At 70.0% G+C, this 3,180-nt stretch carries 3 protein-coding genes; all 3 read right to left on the bottom strand.

Annotation, left to right across the window (positions count from 1 at the left end; genetic code table 11):
- On the bottom strand, positions 1 to 1,015 hold a 1,015-nt coding region (locus AQJ64_RS50895), incomplete at its 3' end, for a thiamine pyrophosphate-binding protein (RefSeq protein WP_244902663.1).
- Positions 1,016 to 1,298: 283 nt separating this feature from the next.
- Complete coding sequence (locus tag AQJ64_RS17375; protein ID WP_244902668.1) at positions 1,299 to 2,393, bottom strand: NAD(P)-dependent alcohol dehydrogenase; 1,095 nt, start codon at positions 2,391 to 2,393, stop codon at positions 1,299 to 1,301.
- Positions 2,394 to 2,415: 22 nt separating this feature from the next.
- A partial coding sequence (locus AQJ64_RS17370; RefSeq protein ID WP_211286492.1) for an FAD-dependent monooxygenase occupies positions 2,416 to 3,180 on the bottom strand: 765 nt, incomplete at its 5' end.

The raw sequence follows: 3,180 nt of genomic DNA, 5'->3' as shown, positions 1-3,180 counted from the left end.
GCCTTCCGTTCACGAACCAGGGCCCGACGCCGAGTTCGCCGGTCCACCAGCGCATCCCGGCAGTGAGGTCGGGGACCGTGTAGGCGACCTGGATGATGGCGTTCGTCGGCTGACCGAAGGGAAACTGCATGGTGGTCGTCCTCACTCGGGTGGGTCCTGCGGCTCGGCTCGGTGGGTGATCGACAGCGGCCTTCGCCGCTATGCCGAGGGGCGGATGAAGCCGGTGAGGCCACCGTCCACGGGAAGGGCCGTACCCGTGACGGAGGGAGTGCTGAGCCTGAGCCGCTCCCGGAAGGCGTCCGCCCCGCCGGGCGGCAGGCGCGCCGTACGTGCGGAGGGCATGACGAAGAACGGGGCCCTTGGCGTTGGTGTCGAACACCGCGTCCCAGGTGGCCTCGTCCAGGTCGTCGAGGCGCTTCATGCCCGCCTGCCCGGCATTGACGTAGGCGGCGTCGATACGTTCGACCCGTGCGGCGAAGTCGTGCAGTTGCGCCCGTGCCTCGGCGGTGACGAAGGACCTGCCGACCAGCGCGACCGGCCGCTCGGCGGTGCCGAGCGCCTCGACGATCCGGTCGACGGCACCGGCGGGGGAGACGCCGGTGCCGTCGACCTCGACGCGGTAGTCCTCGACATCGTCGACGTCGACCGACTGGCGGAGGACGTCCCAGGGGATGTCGAGGAGTACCGGGCCCTTGGGCTCCGACGGTGCGGTGCGGATCGCCTGGGCGACCGGGCGGGGGATCAGCTCGGTACGGGTGACGCGGTGCGCGAACCCGGCCACCGGGGCGGCCATGGCGACCTGGTCGAACCCGGCCTGCTGGTCGTTGACCTGGTTCGTCTCCAGCGGACCGGAGCCCGCGTTGTACCGGACCGGGGTCCGGTCCAGATCGGCGTTGGCGATCGAGGTCAGGACATGGGTGAAGCCGCCGCCGGCCGTGGCGACGGCGACCCCGGGATCCCCGATGACCCGTGCGTAGCCCTCGGCCGCGTGGCCGGCGTTCATCTCGTGGCGCACGTCGACGATCCGAAGTTCGGCAAAGCCACGTTGACGTCCGCTCGCTGCAGGGTTCGCACGACGAGTCCCCTACCGGTTGCGGTTGCCATTCGATGGTCCGCCTCTCTGGGCGTATTCAGAGTTTCGACTAAAGGTGCGGGTGGGGCCGCATCCCAGGCCGTCTGTACCGCAGTCTCGTGTCTGCTCTGGGCGAGGACAACGGCTGTGTTCGTTGGACGGCCAAGGCCTTGTCAGCCCTGGAAAGATCGACACCGCGTCGACGGGACTGTTCGCGGAAGCGATGTCAGGCTTCCGGCATTCTGACCACGGCCTTGATCACCCGCCCCGAACCGGTCTCCGTCCACGCCCTGGCGAAGTCGTCGAAAGGGAACTCCTCGATCATCCGGTCGAAGGGGAACCGACCCGCCCGCCAGTAATCGACCAGTCGGGGGATCAGGGTGTGGGGGTTGGCCGAGCCGCCGATGATCCCTTGAAGCTTGCGACCGCCGGAGAGGAGGAAGCCGGTGTCCGGGACCCATTCGCCCGCGGGTGCCACCACGTAGCCGAGGGTGCCTTCGACGTCCAGGCACGTCGTCGCGGTCGCGTAGACGGACGGCACGTCCGCGGTGACGTATGCGAAGTCGAACCCGTGAGGCTCGATCTGTCGCAGTGCCGCCTGCTCACCGCCGTCACCTCCCCGTACGGTGTCGGTCGCGCCCAGTTCCACGGCGAGCTCGAGCCGGGGGCGGCTGATGTCGACGGCGACGATGCGCCGGGCGCCCGCGAGACGGGCGGCCATGACGGCCGCGAGCCCCACGCCACCAGTGCCGAACACCGCGATCGACTGTCCGGGGCGCAATCTGAACGACTCCAGAACCGAGCCCGCCCCCGTGACGACGCCGCAGCCGAGCGGTCCCATCAGGTGCAGAGGGACGTCCTTCGGGAGGAGGACCGCGCTCCGTGCGGGCGCCACCGCGTACGTCGCGAAGGAGGACTGTCCGAAGAACACGGCCGCAATACGGTCTCCGGCCTGCGTGATCGGCGAGCTGCCGTCGAACCGGGCCCCGCCGAAGGCCGCGCGCATCGCCTCCCGGCAGTAGGTGGGCCGCGCGTCGAGACAACGGGGACACACACCGCAGGAGTTGCCCGAGAGCACCACATGGTCACCGGGCCGCAGGCGCGTCACCCCCGCACCGACCGCCTCCACGACACCCGCGCCCTCGTGTCCGAGCACGATCGGGTGAGGTACGGGAACCCCACGACCGCTGTGACAATGGATGTCGGTGTGGCAGATACCTGTCGCCACGATACGAACCAGGACTTCGTCCGGCCTCGGGTCCCCGAGGTCGACCTGTTCCACTTCGGGGACGCCCCGACCCGCGCGTGACACAGCGGCCATGATCTTCATGCCTGCCTCCGCATCACGCCGACGCCGAGACGGCGGTCTCGGGGTCGTACTCGTAGATCCAGCCGTTCGCCCGGAGCGGGTCGGCCTGCGAGTACTCCAGGTCGCGTGCACGCTGTTCCGGGCCGTCCGGAAGGTGGTTGATGTGGGACCGTCCGTGCGACACCTCCTGCAGGCGGGCCGTACGGCGTCGGCGGAGTTCCTCATAGCGTCCCAGCGCTGCGATCGGGTTGTCCGGGGCCGCCGCGAGGCAGAGGGCCAGGACGGCGCCGTCCTCGATCGCCTGGGCGGCGCCCTGGGCGAAGAACGGGAACATCGGGTGGGCCGCGTCACCCAGGAGGGTCGCGTTCCCCCGGTTCCAGTGGTCGAGGGGCTCGCGGTCGAGCAACGCCCAACGGCCCGGTGTGTCGGCTGCCGTGATCAGCTCCACCAGACGCGGATCCCAGCCGGCGAACTCGTCGAGCAGTTCCCTGAGTGTCGCGGTGGCCGTCCATGACTCGACACTGCTCGCTCCGGCCGGTGCGAAGGCGACGAGGTTGACGTACTCCTCGCCGGAGACCGGGTAGTGCACCAGGTGGTGGTCGGGGCCGATCCAGAGGGTCTGGGCGTGCCGCCTGGCGAAGTCGGGCGCCTTCGCCGCCGGTACGAGGGCGCGGAAGGCGCAGATGCCCGACTCCCTGGCCTGAGTCGGGCCGACGATGGCGTTGCGCACGCGTGAGTGGACCCCGTCGGCGCCGATGAGGATGTCCGGGCGGACCGTCTCACCGTCCTCGAACCGAAG

This window comes from Streptomyces griseoruber, assembly GCF_001514205.1.
GTDB lineage: Bacteria > Actinomycetota > Actinomycetes > Streptomycetales > Streptomycetaceae > Streptomyces > Streptomyces griseoruber.
This window is presented reverse-complemented; position numbering and strand designations above follow the sequence as displayed.

Bases quoted from the DNA above. Each gene is read 5' to 3' on its own strand.
- AQJ64_RS17375 (WP_244902668.1), bottom strand. From the start codon at position 2,393: ATGGCCGCTGTGTCACGCGCGGGTCGGGGCGTCCCCGAAGTGGAACAG.